We start from the raw sequence: 16,899 nt of genomic DNA, 5'->3' as shown, positions 1-16,899 counted from the left end.
CAAAAGCCGAAAGTAACGCAAAAATCAAAAAGTAAAAAGGGAAAAAGCTCGAACCGGCCACCATGGCTGTTCCTGCTATTTCAGGATCGGGTGGCGCTTAAATTCCTTCGTGCGGTCGAACAGGTAACGGAAAGTAACCAGCCTGCGGCTCGGGTAAGCGCCCAGGCTCTGGCCGATGTTCATCATCTTCGGGTTAAAATCCCCGATCCACTGCATTTCATAATCATCATACAGGTTTTGCGCCTGGATCACCTTGGTGCCGCCTTCCACGATGATATATGCATCCACCCCTTTCGCCTGGAACTCGGGCACCACGCCAAACACGATGCCGGTGAACTTGCGGCAGGCGCCGATCATTTTCAGCCAGAGGAACTGCAGCTTCTGCAGCAGGCCGAATTTGCCGTGCATATGTTTGAAGTACTGGTTCAGCTCAGGCAGGTTGATCCAGATGGCGATCGGGTCTTCCTTGTAATAGGCGAACCATACGATCTTCTCATCCAGCACCGGTTTCATTTTTTTGAACAGCGTCATGGTCTGCTCTTTGGTGATCTCCTTTCCCCCGCCATGCTGCGCCCATGCTTTGTTGTACACGGTAGTGAAATCCTGCGCGAATTTTTCGAGCTGGTTCTTTTTGATGTGGCGCGCGGAATAGTTCGGGTCCTTCGCCAGTGCCGCATGGCGCTCGTAGAACTTGTCCTGTATCCGGTCTTTCACATTCAGCGCGAAGCATACCTGGTTGAAGAATGTTTCAAAACCGTAATTCCTGAAGAGCGTTTCATAATAAGGCGGGTTGTAGTTCATGCCATACGGCGGGTTCACATATCCTTCCACCTGCAGCCCCCACCAGCGGTCGCGGTCGCCGAAGTTGATCGGCCCGTCCATTGCTCCCATGCCTCTTTCCTGCAGCCATTGTTTGGCGGTGTCGAACAGCAGGTTGGCCGCGGCCTGGTCGTTGATGCAATCAAAAAAACCGATGCCGCCCGTGGGCTGCTCGTCGCCCATGGTCCTGTATTTCTTATTTACGAATGCCGCGATGCGGCCAATGAGTTTGCCTGATGCATCTTTCATCACCCACCGCACGCATTCGCCGGAACGGAATGTTTTATTTCTTTCCGGGCTGAATACATCTTCTATATCCTTGTCCAGCGGCTGTATCCAGCCTTCATGGTGTTTGTTCAGTATCACATGTACGTCCAGGAATTCCCGGGCTGTTCTTGCGTCGTTTACGACAAATAATTTCATCAGGGACATTTGGGCAAAAATAAAAGTAATTGCGAGACCGTTATCAGGGAAATGCAAATTGTTGGGTTTGAGTGCAAAAAGAGAGCTTATCCCTTTAAATCAATGTTTATAATGAAAATCCCGGTACTGGTCACAATTAACGTTTCCTTTAGTATTCAGCTTATAATTTTATGGAATCGTTGAACCCGTGCATCTTGACAAGAAACCATGCTGTGCAGAGAGCCATTGCGTTATGATAGATAGATCAGTAGCTATTTCACCCTTGTATATACCACACACTATTAACCTATGTTTAAGAAAAAATGGTGGCTCATTGCCGCGTTACTCCTCGTTTGTACGATCATTGCCTATTTCGTTTTCGGCAAGAAGGCAGCCGGCCCCAGTGCTGTGGCCAAAGTGAAGAAAGAGCACTTCCGCGACGTAGTGGTCAGTCCCGGCGAACTGATGGCCGAAAACACCGTGTACATCCAGGCTCCGCCTCTCCAGACGCACCAGATCTATGAAGAGATCAAGATACAGGATATGGTGACGGAAGGTATCACTGTAAAGGAAGGGGATTATATTGCCACGCTGGACCCCGCCGTGGTGAACAAAAAGATCGGCGACGTGCAGCTGGAGCTGGACCGTTCCATCACTACCCTTTCCCAGACCGCGTTGGATACTACGCTCCAGATGCGCGAATCGCGGGACAATATCACCAATCTCCGCTTCCAGATGGAACAGAAAAAGATCGCGCTGGAGCTGAGCAAATTTGAACCGCCCGCCACCATCCGCCAGGCAGAGCTGGACCTGGAGAAGGCAGACCGCGACCTGAAGCAGCTCGGTGAAAAGTATAAGATCCAGCAAAGGCAGGCCACCGCCAAAATGGAACAGGCCGCCCGCGAAGTGAAGCGCAAGCAGGAACAGCTGGCCGCGCTGGAAGACCTCCGCGACAAATTCCGCATCACCGCGCCCAAAAAAGGCCTGCTGGTATACATCCCCGACTATTCCACCGGCGGCAAAAAGAAAGCCGGCTCCGCCATCCGCTCCTGGGACCCGCGCATCTGCATGCTGCCGGACCTCAGCACCATGCTGTCCAAAACCTATATCAACGAAGTGGACATCAGCAAGATCAAAAAAGAACAAAAAGTATCCATGGGGCTCGACGCTTTCCCTGAAGTGAAGCTCACCGGCATCGTCACGTCCGTGGCCAATATCGGCGAAAACCGCCCCGGCTCCAACGCCAAGGTGTTTGAAGTGCTCATCAAGCTGGATAAGGTCGATTCCATCCTCAAGCCCGGCATGACCACTTCCAACAACATCCTGATCAACCAGATCCCCGATAAGCTCACCATACCGCTCGAATCCGTGTTCAGCGAAAAATCAAAAAGCTTCGTATACCTCCGCAGGGGCAATGGCATAGAGAAGCACGAAGTGAAGCTGGGCAAGAGCAACGACGAAGTAGTGATCGTCGAAAAAGGCCTGGAGGCCGGCGATGAAGTGTATATGTCCGAGCCCGAATCCGCCAAACATCACAGCCTTGTCGTTTTAAAATAACCTCATAAAACAAACTTTATGCGAAAATTATGGGGTGCCCGTAACATGAACAATCTCGGCATCGCGCTGGATTCGCTCGTGGCGAACCGGCTGCGTTCCTTCCTGACCGCGCTGGGCATTATTTTCGGCGTGGGCGCGGTAATTGCCATGCTGGCCATCGGTAAAGGCGCGAAAGAAGAGATCATGAACCAGATGAAGCTGGTGGGCGTGAACAACATCGTGATCAAACCGGTAACGGAGGATAAAAAAGAGGAAGATGAAAAAGAGCAGAAAGCCGCCGCAGGCCAGGAAAAGGAAAAACAGAAATTCTCCAAAGGGCTCAGCCTCGAAGACGCGCACAGCATCCGGCGCATGGTGCCTACGGTAGATGCGATCAGTCCTGAGATGATCCTGGACCAGGACATGATCTACAACGGCAAAAGCAAAAAACTTAAAATGGTAGGCGTGGAGCCGGCTTTCTTTGAATTGAACAACATCGGCCTATCAGAAGGCAAGATGTTCAACCAGGAGCAGCTGCGGGGCGGCGAAGGCGTTTGCATCATTGGCGCGGGCGTGAAAAGGAAATTCTTTTTGTCTGAAGACCCGATCGGCAAAACCATCAAATGCGGCCAGCAATGGCTGAAAGTAGTAGGCGTAACCGATGAAAAACTCATCAGTAGCGCCACCAAAGAGAACCTTGGCATCAGGGATTACAACATGGACTTGTACGTGCCCATTCAAACCACGCTCACCCGTTACCGCAATCCCGCCATCCGCATCCAGGAGCAGCAGGGCTGGTTCGACGAAGGCGAGCGCGTGAATATCCCCGACGTGCCGGTGCACCAGCTGGACCAGCTGATCGTGAAAGTATCGCAGCCCGAGCAGCTTACTGAATCCGCCGGTATCATCAGCCGCATGCTCAAGCGCCGGCATTCGGACGTGATGGACTTTGAAGTATCCATTCCCGAACAGCTTCTTCAGCAGCAGCAGAAAACGAAAGACGTTTTTAATATCGTACTGAGCGCCATCGCGGGTATTTCGCTGCTGGTGGGTGGTATCGGTATTATGAACATCATGCTGGCCAGCGTGCTGGAACGCACGAAGGAGATCGGCATACGCATGGCGCTGGGCGCGCAGAAGCGCGACATCGTGATGCAGTTCCTTTTCGAAGCCGTGCTCATCAGCCTTAGCGGCGGCATCATCGGCATAATCCTCGGGGTGGCCGGCGCTTATACGGTAGACAAAGTGGCGGATATCCGGACCATCATTTCCGCGCTTTCCATCCTGTTATCCTTTGTGCTGGCTTCCTCCGTAGGCCTCATCTTCGGCATTTCCCCCGCGCGCAAAGCGGCAAACCAGAACCCAATTGAATGTTTACGCCATGCTTAAAATCAGATTTATAATAACCTGCCTGCTGTGCAGCTTTACCATTTGCCAGGCGCAGCAGAGCCTTGTGTTGCAGGACGTGGTAGCCCTTGCCCAGCGTAATTCTCCCAGCTATTACCGCGCGCAGAGCCGCGCGCTGAACTCGCTGTATGCTTACCGGTATTTCAGGGCAGGACAATTGCCGCAGCTGGTGCTGGGCCTCAACAACAGCAGCTCTCCCTTTGGTGAGACCGTAGAGATATTGCAGCCTGACGGCAAAGTGGAATACGTACGCCGCTCCACCTCCAACACCGCCATCAACCTCGGCCTTCGCCAGAACGTACCATGGACGGGCGGTACCTTTTCCGTGCAATCCAACCTGAACCGCTTCGACGAGTTCTCTGCCACGAATACGACCAATTACCTGGCCACGCCCTTTTCCATCAACTACAACCAGCCCAGCATCGTGTACAACCCCTTCTACTGGGAGCGCAAGCTGTCGCCCATCATCTACGACGAAAGCAAACGCCAGTACATAGAAGACCTGGAAACCGCCGCGCTCGACGGCGCGTCTATGTTCTTCGAAGCGCTGGCCGCGCAGACGCAGGAAAAGATCTACCAGCTGAACGTGGCCAACCAGGACACGCTGTATAAAATTTCCAAAGGCCGCTTCGACCTCGGCAAGATCGCGGAGAACGAGCTGCTGCAGATAGAGCTGAGCCTGCTGAACGCCCGCAATACGCTCGAACAGTCTACCCTGCAAAAAGAAATGGCCTACCAGGAACTGAAACGTTTCCTGAACATGCCTAAGGACGCAGTGATAGAGCTTGCAGCACCTGAAACCGTACCGCTGTTCAACGTACCGCTGGACAAAGCCGTGGCCGAAGCCGCCAACAACCGCCAGTCTGTGCTCGAATTCAGGCGCAGGCGGCTGGAAGCCAGCCAGGACGTTGCCGAAGCCCGCGCGTATAGCGGTTATGAGTTCAACCTGCGGGCGCAGCTGGGGCAGACCAATAACGGGCAGACGCTGGGGAAGGTGTACTCCGGCGGAGAGATACAGCAGAACTTTTCCGTAGGCATCGGCATCCCGCTGATGGACTGGGGAAGGGCGCGCTACAGGGTGCGCCAGGCCAAGGCCAACCGCGACCTCATCGAGATAGATGTGCAGCAGGCGGAGCGGCAGTTTGAGCAGGAAGTATACCTGCAAACGCAGCAGTTCAACATCCAGAAGAACCTGCTGGCCAGCGCCGCCAAGGCAGACACCATTGCCCGCCTGCGTTACGAGATCACCAAGGCCAGGTATATGATCGGCAAGATCAGCATTACAGACCTCAACCTGGCGCAAAGCGAGAAGGACCAGGCCTCCCAGGGATATGTGTTTGCCCTGCGGAACTTCTGGAGAGCCTATTACACGGTGCGCAAGCTCACGCTGTACGACTTCGAGAAAAATGAAAAGATTCGCTACGAATTCAAAGAGAAATAAATTTGTACTGGGTATGGTGCCGGGTTTCGCAGGAAATCCGGCATTATTTTTTCTGTAACAGCCGTATGAGTCAAAGATGGATCGTATTGGCCGTTATGCTTTTCGTGATCGTGGTGCTGGCAGTGAAGTCGTGCCGCGACCAGCGCAGGGCGAAAGAACTGCTGCATGTGAACGAGCAGCTGCTGCGCGAGAACCGCGACCTGAAGAACAGCCTGACCCTGAGCAACCGCACGGCGGAGCAGATAGCCGGCCGCAAGGATATGCAGGCACAGGCGCAGGCAACGTTCGTAGACCGCAGGGAATATTTCCGCAAGAACTGGAAACAGTATATTTCACTGAACACGGGGGATTATAAAACCGGCTTCCTGGGCGGCATCCGCAACCTGCAGATCACCCTGCGCAACCAGACCGAATACCCGCTGGACAATGCTGTGGTGATGGTGCAATACCTGCGCGGGAACGGCGATGTGTTCAAGAGTGAGCCTTACACCATCCACAATATTGCCGCGAAAGGCGCGCAAACGATCCAGGCTTCCAACAGCAGGAAAGGCACGAAAGTCAATATCCGCCTGATGAGCGTAACCAGCCAGGCGATGAACTTCTGCTGGAGCCATGATAAAAAAGCGGCGCCCGGCGATCCTGATCCTTATGCCTGCGTGCCGGCGGCGAAGCCGCTTCCGCAATGACATAAAAATACCGGGCGATCGCAGGGAAAGCCCGGTACGGTTGTATATAAAAGCATCAGTCAGGTCTATCCTCTCTTTGTTTTCAGGTCCACCCTTCCCAGTTCAGACCCATCATCTTTCAGCATCACGAGGTTCAGGTCCTTTTCGGTGGCCTTGACTTTGATGAGTGTACGGTTGCCGTCTTTCGGCCCTCCGCCTATCACGATCGGGTAGGAGTGCTGGCCCGCAACAGGCTGGTGAATGCCGGGGCGGTGCGTATGCCCTGCAACGAACAGGTCTATTTTCGCCTGCTCGAAGATGGGCGCGAAATGTTTGCGGCATTCCATGGTGCCGTGCCAGTCGCCGGAATAATAATGCGGGATGTGCATCATCACCACCCGGAATTTCGCCTTTTTAAAAGCGGGGGACAGTACGATCTGTTTCAGGTCTTCCGCCTGCTGGCGCCGGTATTCATCGAAGTTCACGATACCTGCATATACCGGGTGTTCGTCTTCTTTGTCTTCCCCCGTATCCAGCACGGTAAAATGCACCGGTCCCCATTGTTTGGAGAAAACATATGGCCCGTCGAAGTAGTTGCCCAGCTCACGGCGGAACTTGCCGCGGGTTTCGTGGTTGCCGCGGGTGAAAATGAAGGGCTTTTCCGAAGCAAAGCTTTTGCCCAGGGGCGCGAGCAGGTGATCGATGATCTGCTGTTCATCTTCCTGGTAGTCGAACATATCGCCGTTCAGGAACACAAAGTCGTATGGGTCTTTGTTCATCGCCATGAGGTGTGGGAAGCTGTCTGCCCCGCGGTCGTGTATATCATTGAAGACCAGCCAGCTAACTTCTTTCGGGTTTTTGCCCGGGGTGGTGAAGCTGAAGGTTTCGGAACTGATGGTTTCGCCGTAGGTGAGCTTGTAGGGCCTGAATTCCACGATCTCTTTCGAGAGCACTTTGTAATGATAGGTAGTGCCGGGCTTCAGGTTGGCGAGGCGCACGCGGTGCAGCCTGTCGTACGAATCCACGATACCGGCTTGCACATTATGCGCGGTTTTGCCCAGGGCGCTGGTTTCCCCGTATTCCACCCAACTGTAGGTGGGCTTATTGCTCATCCACATTACGGTGATGCCTGTTGGTTCAGGATTTTGAAGATAAGGAGGGCAGAGGAAGGCGTGCTCGCCAGCCAGTACGGTTGAAACGGGTATGGCTTCTGCTGTGGCGGCCGCTGCGCGGGTTACGGGTGTAAGGCCGATGGCGCCCAGGATGCCTGCTTTGGTGATGTTGCCGAGGAAGTCCCGGCGGTCTAATGAGGGCTTATCTTTTTCCATATAAAGAGTAATTGAACGATAAAAATAGCAGGCAGTGGCCGTAAATCATATCTTATTGCTAAAACTTAATATATTTGTAATCCTGGCGGGGAAAACCTGACGAAAATCACCCCAAATCAAATTCCCGGAATTTTGGGTTTTCTGGCTTCAATTGTTACCTTTGCGCGAAATTTTGCATCAGCACATTTACTTGCATTCTATAAACTTCTAAGAAATATGCCTAACACAGGTAAGATCAAACAAATCATCGGTCCCGTTGTGGACGTGCATTTTGAAGGAAAATTGCCGGAAATTTACAACTCCCTCGTTCTGACCCGTGAAAACGGCCAGAAAGTGGTGCTGGAAGTTCAGCAGCACCTTGGGGAAGACAGCGTTCGTACTGTAGCCATGGATTCCACTGACGGCCTGGTACGCGGTATGGAAGTTGTCGATAACGAGGCTCCCATCAAAATGCCTACCGGTGAGGCTATCAAAGGCCGTTTGTTCAACGTGGTAGGTGAAGCTATTGACGGTCTGGGCCAGCTGGACACCACCAATGGCGCTCCCATCCACCGCCAGCCCCCCCGTTTCGAAGACCTCGCTACCGATACCGAAGTGCTTTTCACCGGTATCAAAGTGATCGACCTGATCGAACCTTATGCAAAAGGCGGTAAGATCGGCCTGTTCGGCGGTGCGGGTGTAGGTAAAACCGTACTGATCCAGGAACTGATCAACAATATCGCAAAAGGCCACGCCGGCCTGTCCGTATTTGCGGGCGTAGGCGAGCGTACCCGTGAAGGGAATGACCTGATGCGCGAAATGATCGAAGCGAACATCGTTCGTTACGGCGATAAATTCAAAGAATCCATGGAGCATGGCGGCTGGGACCTGGCTGCTGTGGACAAGGAAGAACTGAAAGGTTCACAGGCCACCTTCGTGTTCGGCCAGATGAACGAGCCTCCCGGAGCCCGTGCCCGTGTAGCCCTTTCCGGTCTGACCATGGCGGAATACTTCCGTGACGGCGACGGCACTGCAGGCAGCGGCCGCGACATCCTGTTCTTCGTAGACAACATCTTCCGTTTCACCCAGGCCGGTTCCGAAGTATCCGCGCTGCTTGGCCGTATGCCTTCAGCGGTAGGTTACCAGCCCACCCTGGCCACTGAAATGGGCCTGATGCAGGAACGTATCACTTCCACCAAGAACGGTTCCATCACCTCCGTACAGGCGGTGTATGTACCTGCGGATGACCTGACCGACCCGGCTCCTGCAACCACCTTCTCCCACCTTGACGCTACTACCGTACTGTCCCGTAAGATCGCGGACAAGGGTATCTATCCCGCTGTGGATCCGCTGGATTCCACCAGCCGTATCCTTACCCCGGCTGTAGTAGGCGAATCTCACTACAACACCGCACAGCGTGTGAAAATGATCCTCCAGCGCTATAAAGAGCTGCAGGACATTATCGCCATCCTTGGTATGGACGAGCTGAGCGACGAAGATAAACTTACCGTATCCCGCGCCCGCCGCGTGGAGCGTTTCCTGAGCCAGCCCTTCCACGTGGCAGAGCAGTTCACCGGCCTGAAAGGCGTACTGGTTCCCATCGAGGAAACCATCCGTGGTTTTAATATGATCATGGACGGCGAGGTGGACGAGTATCCTGAAGCAGCTTTCAACCTCGTAGGTACCATCGACGATGCTATCGAGAAAGGCAAGAAGCTGATGTCTGCCGCTAAATAAGGCTCTTCAAAACAAAACCGATTAACATGTTATTGGAAATATTGACACCGGAAAGAAAGCTGTATACAGGGGAAGTATACGGCGTGCAGCTGCCGGGCACAGACGGTTCCTTCGAAGTGCTGGACCGCCATGCCCCGCTGATAGCCGCCCTGGGTAAAGGCAAAATGAAGGTGCTGAAAGATAAGAGCCATTCGGAGCAGTACACTATCGAAGGTGGCTTCGTGGAGGTGCTGAACAACAAGGCGACGGTGCTGGTAGAAGGCGCCACCGCGCTGTAAGCTCACCGCAAGGCAATTTTTTACGACCGTCCTGGCTTAGCCGGGACGGTTTTTTTATGCGGGTATAACGGTAGCCGTTAATTTAGGGAAGGATCGATCGGGAAATTGGCCATCATGGCGAAGTTGTGGCCCATGTTCTGGAGGCTTTGCTTCCAGATCTCCTGCTCGTCGCGGGAGAACAGTAAAGGCGGGTTGATGCGGCTCAGTATCCAGCTTTTTTCGCTCAGCTCACCCTCCAGCTGGCCGCTGCTCCAGCCGGAGTAACCGATGAAGAATTTGATCTTCTGCAGGTCCAGCGCACCGGTGTTCAACAATTCCACAACCGTGGCGAAATCTCCACCCCAGTAGATGCCGGGAAACACTTCAAATCCCCCTTCGATCAGGTCGGGCACCTGGTGAATAAAATGAATGGTATCCATTTGTACGGGGCCGCCAAAATAAACGGGGATATTCGGGGTCAGCACTGCGGGGATCAACTCGTCGAGCCGCTGGTCGAACTGCCGGTTTACCACAAAACCAAAGCTGCCTTCCTCCTGGTGTTCACACAGCAGTACTACGGTGCGGGCGAAATTCGGGTCTTTCAGAAATGGGTCCGCGATCAGCAATATTCCAGGCGCAAGTGTATCCATGTCATTACCTTTTTATCCTGAGCTCTATCCAAATTTAACCAACAAAAGCCAAACCAGGCGTTATTTTTTTCCTATTAAACCGGGGAAAACCAGGAGAATGTGAAACAGGGTAAAAATAAAAAAGGGACCTAGAAAGATCCCTTACCATTTTATCAACCAAAATCTAAATCGCTTATGGAACGAATCCACGTCGATGTATGTAGAAAGTTTATTCGCTTTTTGTATGTTACCAGTATCAAATTTGGTACCAGATAACAATGCAAAGATAAGGGGACTGCCAATAATTACAGCATAAATTCTGCGTTAAAATTACGTTAAAGTGATATTTTTTATCATACATCCCTACAGATGTGGCTTTTCACGGTTTAATTTTGTATCATAGTTGCTATAGCAAATAGTTTCCCCCGCCGGGAAATTCGGTATATTTAGCGTTTTATAGGTCCGTAACATGCTGCCACTAAAGAAGATATTTCCTGTCATAATCGCACTGATCACCTTATCCCTCCTGGGAATCATTTACATCCAGTACAGCTGGATCCTGAATGCCGCCCATATCAAAAAGGAAGAAAAGGAACAAAAAATGGTGGACGCCGTAGAGGCCGTCCGCAATGAGCTGATGAACCGCTCCATCGCGCCTATCGCCCGCATCAAGATAGACCGCTTCAAGCAGGACGGCGCTTCCAACCGCCTTACGCTGGAACCCATTACAGACGGCATTATCAAGCCGACCATTCCCGTAAGCGCGCAGTTTGAAAGCACCGAGGTATCGGGCCTCCTCAGGAAGGCCATGAAAGAGCGCAAGCTCGATACCGTGTTCGAATTCGGCATCGTGAGCAACGCGCTCATCCAGATGTATTCCACCAGTTTCATTGAGCGGCTGAACAAACGCGAGACCGATTCGGCCCTGTACCAGGAGATCATCGTGCCGCTCGCGGAAAACATCAACTCGCCCACCTTCGAAGTGCTGCACGTATTTGTGCCGCAGAGCAGCCTGACCGTCTTCAAATCCCTCGGCTGGATGATCTTTGGCGGCATCCTGTTCACCGCCATTATCGTGACCGCTTTTGCGCTCACCATCCGCACCATGCTGGGACAGAAAAAATTGTCCGAGATCAAAAGCGACTTCATCAACAATATGACCCATGAGCTGAAAACGCCGCTGGCCACGATATCTCTCGCCATAGACGCCATCGGCAACGAGCGCGTGATGGACAATAAAGACAAGATCCGTTACTTCTCAGGCATCATCAAGGAAGAGAACAAACGCATGAACAAGCAGGTGGAATCCATCCTGAATTCCGCGCTCATGGAAAAGGAAGAGCTGACGCTCAACCTGCAGCCGATAGACGTTCACCAGCTGATCAACAGCACCGTGGAGAACCTGCAGTTGCAGCTGGACGGGAAGAACGGCAAGGTAGACCTGCAGCTGAACGCCATCCAGCCCATCATCAAAGCAGACGAAGTGCATTTCTCCAACCTCATCTTCAACCTGCTCGACAATGCGATCAAATATTCGAAAGATAACCTGGAAGTGCGTATCACGACTGCCAATACACGTAAATTCCTTGTGATCTCCATTGCAGACAACGGCATTGGCATGAGCCGCGATACCGTATCGCGCATATTCGAAAAATTCTACCGCGCGCATACCGGCAACGTGCACAACGTAAAAGGCTTCGGGCTGGGGCTTACCTATGTGAAAGCCATTGTGGACGCGCATAAGGGCCGCATCAAGGTGGAAAGTATTTTAGGGAAGGGAAGCCGCTTCACGATGGAGTTTCCGCAGGAGTAGGCTATCTTTGCACCGAGTAATAGTAAGCAGAATGTTGTCAGAAAAAGAACTGGAAAGATACAAGCACCCGATAGCGGTGCCCGGCATGGGAGTAGGCCTGCAGGAAAAACTGAAGCAGAGCCGGATACTGGTGATAGGCGCAGGCGGCCTCGGCAGCCCGGTGATACAATACCTCAGCGCGGCAGGCGTGGGCGTGATAGGCATAGCGGATTACGGCGTGATACTCGAAGAAGACCTCCACCGCCAGCCGCTTTACAATATGCAGGACCTGCGCAAACACAAAGCTAAAATGGCCGCCAGCAGGCTGTTTTCGCTCAATCCCTGGAACAAGCATTACCCTTTTCTCATACAAATAAGGCCGGACAATGCAAAGCAGGTGTTCAGCGGCTTCGACCTGGTGGTGGACTGCTCGCAGCACCGCGCCACGCACCTCGTGGTGAACGACGCCTGCATTTTGCTGGACAAACCTTTCGTGACCGGAGAAGTGCATAACTGGACAGCCTGGTGGGGCGGCTTCAACATGAAGCCTGACAACAATCCCACGCTGGCTTCTTACCGCTGCAACGAATACCTGCTGGATGAATTCCGCAATTTCGACGCAGGGGCCATGGGCGCCACGCATGGCGCTACCGCGCTGCTGATGGTAAACGAGATCATCAAATACCTGGCAGATGTGCCGGGCCTCGCCGGTAAGCTGCACACGTTCAACTACCTGCACCAGCAGTTCACCGTGGCCGACCTGGCATCCGACCCCGCAAAGATCGCGGCCGTGAAAGAAACAGGCCTGCTGACGCCGGAAGAATATGGGCTGGAAGTAGTGCCCGACGTGGAAGACTAAACCAATTAAAGTATACGGATATGCTGATGGACCTCAGGAAAAATCTGAAAAAAATAGCCCTCTGGGCCATCGGCATATACCTGGGAGCGGGGCTGGTACTGTATTTCGTGCAGGACAAGCTGATCTTCCACCCGGAAGTGCTGCCGGCCAATTACCAGTATAAATTCGATATTCCTTTCCAGGAACTGCTCATTCCCGTCAATAAAAAAGTGAAGCTGAGCGCCGTGCTCTTCAAAGCCGAACGCCCGCGGGGCATGGTGCTGTATTTTCACGGCAATTCGCATAACATCAACCGTTACGCCCAATACATGCCCGAATTCACCCGCAACGGCTACGACGTGCTGATCATGGATTACCGCGAATTCGGGAAAAGCACCGGCCGGTTAACTGAAGCCGCCATGTATGAAGACGCCCTGCTGATGTACAAAGTGGCCCGCAGCCGTTTTGCGCCCTGGCAGATCGTTATTTACGGGAAGTCGCTGGGGACGGGCATTGCAGCCCAGCTGGCCGCCATCCGCGATTGCCGCAGGCTGATACTGGAAACGCCCTATTACAGCCTGCAGGACGTTGCCGCATCGTCCATCCCGATCTATCCCCACAGCATTTTGCTCGATTTCAAGCTGCCGGCCAACGAATACCTGCCGAAAGTAACGGCGCCGGTAGCGGCTTTTCACGGCACGAAAGATGAAACAGTTCCTTATGCGTCGGGGAAAAAGCTGGCGGATGAATGTTTTAAACCGGGAGATACCCTGTTTACGATCAAGGGCGGCAAGCACAATAACCTGCACGAATACCCGCTGTTCCAGGCCAAGCTGGATTCTTTGCTGAAGCTGTAGGGCGGGTCAACCCCGGACGGGGCCTGGCCCCTGTCAATAATTTATACTTTTATTTCCTTGAGGCTCACACCTTTATCACTCACCTTCAATTCATGCGGGATGCCGAGTTTCAGCGCGTAATTCGCTTCCTGGTGGCCCACCGGGAAGTTGTAGCACACCGGGTAATCGTATTCCTGCACCATATTCCGGATGATCTCGAATTCCGTTTGCCCGAAAGGCGTTTCTGTTTCCCTTTCTTCCGTGAAAGAGCCCACCACCAGCCCGGCCAGCTTGCTGAGCCAGCCCGCGCGTTTGAGGTTGTACATCATCCGGTCCACGTTATAGCGGTATTCGCCCACGTCTTCCAGCACCAGTATTTTCCCTTTGGTATCAGGCTGCGAAACAGAGCCTGACAAATTGGTGAGCAGCGTGAGATTGCCGCCTACAAGTTTGCCGCTTGCCTTGCCGTTGCGGTTCATGGCGTGTGGCTGCGTTTCGTATTTGCTGCGTTTGCCCAGCAGCGCGTCGCGCAGGCTGCCCACGTAGGCGTTATCTTTCGTGGAAAGGGAAATGCCGCTGCACATGAGGGAATGGATGGTCGGGATCTTATAACGTTCCTGTATATGGGTGTGAAGCGTGGTGATGTCGCTGTAGCCGCAGAGCCATTTGGGATCTTTACGGAAGCGGGAGAAATTGATCCGGTCCAGGATAGACACCATGCCGTAGCCCCCGCGGCCGAACACGATAGCTTTGATGCCGGGATCGTCTATCATGTCCTGCAATTCCTCCAGCCTCAGCTCGTCCGGCGCGGAAAAATTATGAAAACTGGTGCCTACGGTGATGCCCAGGTGTACGCGGAAGCCCCAGGACTCTATTACACTGGCGGCGAATTCGGCGGCTTGAAGCTCCATTTTGCTGCTGGGACACATGATCCCTATCAGGTCGCCTTTTTTTAGATAGGGCGGAATTTTGATCATTCTAAAGTCTTTAGTTTACCTTTGCTGATTAAATGAGGAAGAAGGAATCTTATCCCATTCAACGGCCAAAGTAGTCGTTATTGGGTTAACTGCAAATCCATTTCCCTATTTTTCTGAATAATTTACATTTTTTTCAACGGAGGAAGCATCAATGAAACAATTTAACAGATACCTCGTTACGGCAGCCCTTCCCTACGCCAACGGCCCGGTCCACATCGGGCACCTGGCCGGCTGTTACCTGCCGTCTGACATCTACGTACGGTATCTCAGGGCCAGGAAAGCGGACGTGAAATTTGTCTGCGGTACGGATGAACACGGCGTTCCCATCACCATCAAGGCCATGCAGGAAAACGTGACCCCGCAGGACATCGTGGACAAATACCACGCGATCATCAAAGAATCTTTTGCCTCCATGGGCATCTCTTTCGATATTTTCTCCCGTACCTCCAACCAGGTGCATCACCAGACGGCGGCGGATTTCTTTAAAAAGATGTACGACGACGGTCTTTTCGAAGAGAAGGAATCCGAACAATATTTCGACGAGGTGAAACAGGTGTTCCTGGCAGACCGTTACATCATCGGCACCTGCCCGAACTGCGGTAACGACAAAGCCTACGGCGACCAGTGCGAGCGCTGCGGCAGTTCCCTCAGCCCTGACGACCTGATCAACCCCCGTTCCGCCCTCAGCGACGCCGTGCCGGTGAAAAAGAAAACGAAGCACTGGTACATGCCGCTCCAAAACTATGAACCCTGGCTGAAACAATACGTCATCGAAGATCATAAGGAATGGAAGGCTAACGTGTACGGGCAATGCAAAAGCTGGCTGGACAACGGGCTGCAGTCCCGCGCCATGACGCGCGACAGCAACTGGGGCATCAAAGTGCCGCTGCCTGATGCTGAAGGCAAAGTGCTGTACGTTTGGTTCGATGCGCCCATCGGGTATATTTCCGCCACCAAAGAGCTGACGGAGAACTGGGCCGATTACTGGTGCAAAGAAGATACACGGCTGATCCATTTCATCGGGAAAGACAACATCGTGTTCCACTGCATTATTTTCCCGGCCATGCTCAAGGCGCACGGCGGGTTTGTGGTGCCAGACAATGTGCCGGCCAACGAATTCCTCAACATCGAAGGGGAGAAGGTGAGCACTTCGCGCAACTGGGCCGTGTGGGTGCATGATTACATCAAAGATTTCCCGGACCAGCAGGACGTGCTGCGGTATGTGCTCTGCTCCACCGCGCCCGAGACCAAAGACAATGATTTTACCTGGAAAGATTTCCAGGACCGCAATAACAACGAGCTGGTGGCGAACCTCGGCAACTTCGTGAACCGCACGATGGTGCTGATGCACAAGCTCTGCGGCGGCAAGGTGCCCCCGATGCACGCAGCCGTGAAAGATGCGTCGGACGATGGCATCTTTACCATGCTGCAGGACGCGAAGATGAAGATCTCCGAATCGCTCGAAACCTACCGCTTCCGCGATGCGCTGAACGAAGTGATGAACGTGGCGCGCGAAGGCAACCGCTACCTCCAGGAAAAACATCCCTGGATACTGGCCAAAACGCCCGAACTGCAAGCGCAGAACCAGCAGCAGATAGACAACTGCCTGCACGTATGCCTACAGCTTACGGCCAATCTTGCCGTGTTCATCAACCCTTTCCTGCCATTCACCGCGCAGAAGATCTGTCATATGCTGAAAGTGGTGGACCGTATGCTGGAATGGGAAAACGCCGGCAGCATGAAGCTCGTGAGCGTCGGGTATTCCCTGCGCGCCCCTGAACTGCTGTTCAAAAAGATCGAAGACGAGCAGGTAACAGCGCAGGTAGAGAAGCTGCATGCAGGCTTGAAACAATCAGCAGCTGCACAGCAGTCTGCAACCGCAGCAGCACCGGCGAAAGAAGCGGCGCCTGCCAAAGCAGAAATACAATACGACGATTTCGCGAAGCTGGAACTGAAGGTCGGCACCATTACCCATGCAGAAAAAGTAGCCAAGGCAGACAAGCTGCTGAAGCTCACGATAGACCTCGGCACGGAACAGCGCACCGTTGTATCCGGCATTGCTTTGCATTACGCGCCTGAAGCCATCATTGGCAAACAGGTGACGCTGGTGGCCAACCTTGCGCCGCGCAAAATGAAAGGCATTGAAAGCCAGGGCATGATACTGATGGCCGAAGATAAAGATGGCAAACTGGTGTTCGTAAACCCTGACCAGGCCGTAGCGCCCGGCAGCGGGGTGAGCTGATCACGAAAACATAA

At 53.2% G+C, this 16,899-nt stretch carries 13 protein-coding genes and 1 pseudogene; 10 read left to right on the top strand and 4 right to left on the bottom strand.

The annotated features are described in order from the left end of the window. Window positions 1-75: 75 nt before the first annotated feature. The gene (locus R3I13_RS02085) at window positions 76-1,242 is read right to left on the bottom strand and encodes a hypothetical protein (RefSeq protein WP_346316257.1); all 1,167 of its coding nucleotides are present in this window, start codon (window positions 1,240-1,242) and stop codon (window positions 76-78) included. Window positions 1,243-1,530: 288 nt separating this feature from the next. Between R3I13_RS02085 and R3I13_RS02080 the strand changes: the two genes are divergently transcribed. The 4 genes from R3I13_RS02080 to R3I13_RS02065 all read left to right on the top strand — a co-directional run bounded on the left by R3I13_RS02080 (window position 1,531) and on the right by R3I13_RS02065 (window position 6,291). Next, window positions 1,531-2,778, top strand: a complete 1,248-nt coding sequence (locus tag R3I13_RS02080) for an HlyD family efflux transporter periplasmic adaptor subunit (protein WP_346316256.1) — start codon at window positions 1,531-1,533, stop codon at window positions 2,776-2,778. 18 nt (window positions 2,779-2,796) lie between these two features. Further along, window positions 2,797-4,146, top strand: coding sequence for an ABC transporter permease (locus tag R3I13_RS02075; RefSeq protein ID WP_346316255.1), 1,350 nt, complete (start codon window positions 2,797-2,799; stop codon window positions 4,144-4,146). Beyond that, window positions 4,139-5,605, top strand: coding sequence for a TolC family protein (locus R3I13_RS02070; RefSeq protein WP_346316254.1), 1,467 nt, complete (start codon window positions 4,139-4,141; stop codon window positions 5,603-5,605). Before R3I13_RS02075 ends, R3I13_RS02070 begins: the two co-directional genes overlap by 8 nt. A gap of 65 nt (window positions 5,606-5,670) precedes the next feature. Continuing rightward, entirely contained in the window at window positions 5,671-6,291 is a 621-nt protein-coding gene (locus tag R3I13_RS02065) for a hypothetical protein (protein WP_346316253.1), read from the top strand. Between the two features lie 65 nt (window positions 6,292-6,356). Here the strand turns inward: R3I13_RS02065 and R3I13_RS02060 are convergent, their stop codons facing one another. Then, entirely contained in the window at window positions 6,357-7,598 is a 1,242-nt protein-coding gene (locus tag R3I13_RS02060) for an FN3 domain-containing metallophosphoesterase family protein (RefSeq protein ID WP_346316252.1), read from the bottom strand. Window positions 7,599-7,814: 216 nt separating this feature from the next. Here R3I13_RS02060 and atpD point away from each other — a divergent pair, with 216 nt between their 5' ends. Both atpD and atpC read left to right on the top strand, forming a co-directional pair. Then, window positions 7,815-9,314, top strand: coding sequence for a F0F1 ATP synthase subunit beta (atpD, locus tag R3I13_RS02055; RefSeq protein ID WP_346316251.1), 1,500 nt, complete (start codon window positions 7,815-7,817; stop codon window positions 9,312-9,314). 26 nt (window positions 9,315-9,340) lie between these two features. Then, window positions 9,341-9,592 carry an ATP synthase F1 subunit epsilon gene (atpC, locus tag R3I13_RS02050; protein ID WP_346316250.1) on the top strand — a complete coding sequence of 84 codons (252 nt, stop codon included), beginning with the start codon at window positions 9,341-9,343 and terminating at the stop codon, window positions 9,590-9,592. A gap of 77 nt (window positions 9,593-9,669) precedes the next feature. Here the strand turns inward: atpC and R3I13_RS02045 are convergent, their stop codons facing one another. Further along, entirely contained in the window at window positions 9,670-10,221 is a 552-nt protein-coding gene (locus R3I13_RS02045; protein WP_346316249.1) for a YqgE/AlgH family protein, read from the bottom strand. Between the two features lie 448 nt (window positions 10,222-10,669). Here R3I13_RS02045 and R3I13_RS02040 point away from each other — a divergent pair, with 448 nt between their 5' ends. From R3I13_RS02040 to R3I13_RS02030, 3 genes are read left to right on the top strand one after another with little or no spacing between them, the layout of a single operon-like run. Beyond that, complete coding sequence (locus R3I13_RS02040) at window positions 10,670-12,013, top strand: HAMP domain-containing sensor histidine kinase (protein ID WP_346316248.1); 1,344 nt, start codon at window positions 10,670-10,672, stop codon at window positions 12,011-12,013. Window positions 12,014-12,044: 31 nt separating this feature from the next. Beyond that, window positions 12,045-12,851, top strand: coding sequence for a HesA/MoeB/ThiF family protein (locus R3I13_RS02035; RefSeq protein WP_346316247.1), 807 nt, complete (start codon window positions 12,045-12,047; stop codon window positions 12,849-12,851). Between the two features lie 20 nt (window positions 12,852-12,871). Continuing rightward, entirely contained in the window at window positions 12,872-13,687 is an 816-nt protein-coding gene (locus R3I13_RS02030) for an alpha/beta fold hydrolase (RefSeq protein ID WP_346316246.1), read from the top strand. A 41-nt stretch (window positions 13,688-13,728) separates the two neighbouring features. On the opposite strand, the gene R3I13_RS02025 is transcribed toward R3I13_RS02030, so the two are convergent. Beyond that, on the bottom strand, window positions 13,729-14,643 hold the full coding sequence (locus R3I13_RS02025; RefSeq protein WP_346316245.1) for an LD-carboxypeptidase: 915 nt from the start codon (window positions 14,641-14,643) through the stop codon (window positions 13,729-13,731). Window positions 14,644-14,782: 139 nt separating this feature from the next. On the opposite strand from R3I13_RS02025, the pseudogene metG reads away from it, so the two are divergent. Further along, window positions 14,783-16,885: pseudogene (gene metG / locus R3I13_RS02020) on the top strand (methionine--tRNA ligase); the annotation flags it as partial. Window positions 16,886-16,899: the final 14 nt, after the last annotated feature.

Origin of the sequence: Chitinophaga sp. YIM B06452 (assembly GCF_039655965.1) — a bacterium.
GTDB lineage: Bacteria > Bacteroidota > Bacteroidia > Chitinophagales > Chitinophagaceae > Chitinophaga.
Note: the sequence above shows the minus strand (reverse complement) of the source record. Positions and strands in the feature narration are given on the sequence as shown.